At 62.6% G+C, this 569-nt stretch carries 1 protein-coding gene; it reads right to left on the bottom strand.

The genetic code is table 11. The features are described from left to right. Window positions 1–267: 267 nt before the first annotated feature. A partial coding sequence (locus SO180_RS42500) for an ATP-binding protein (protein ID WP_449384724.1) occupies window positions 268–569 on the bottom strand: 302 nt, incomplete at its 5' end.

Consider the following 569-nt stretch of genomic DNA (forward strand, 5'->3'; position numbering starts at 1 on the left):
CTGCGTATTCCAGGGATGGTGATCAGTGATTCCAGACGATGGTGATCACGGATTCCAGTGATCGTGATCAGGTTCGGAAGCGGACACGACTGACGGGTTTATGTGTGCTGGAAACGGTCTCCTCGTCAAGGCTGGCGGGCTGGTTTGGAGATCGTTCCGGCGGTCCATGGGAGGGCCCCGTGCGCGGCGCGGAGTGCCCCCACGAGCGACGGAGCGACGCGCGCGGGAGGGACCTGTGGGCCGGCGGAGCGATCGGGCGCGAGGCGATCATGGTTTTTTCTTTTCATCGGCGTGACGGCGCAGACTGTCGCCTTTGAGCTCGATGCGGTGCGCATTGTGAATGATGCGGTCCAGTATCGCATCGCCAAGGGTGGGGTCGGCAATGACATCGTGCCATTGCGACACGGGGACCTGACTTGTGATCAACAAGGATCCCTTGTCGTAGCGATCATCGACGATCTCGAGCAGATCGCGGCGCTGGTCGGCGGTGAGCGGTTCAGGTCCCCAGTCGTCGAGGATGAGGAGATTGACGCGCTCGAGCGCGGCGATCAGGCGCGCCAGACGGCCTT

The sequence above is a fragment of the Bradyrhizobium sp. UFLA05-112 genome, assembly GCF_053572325.1.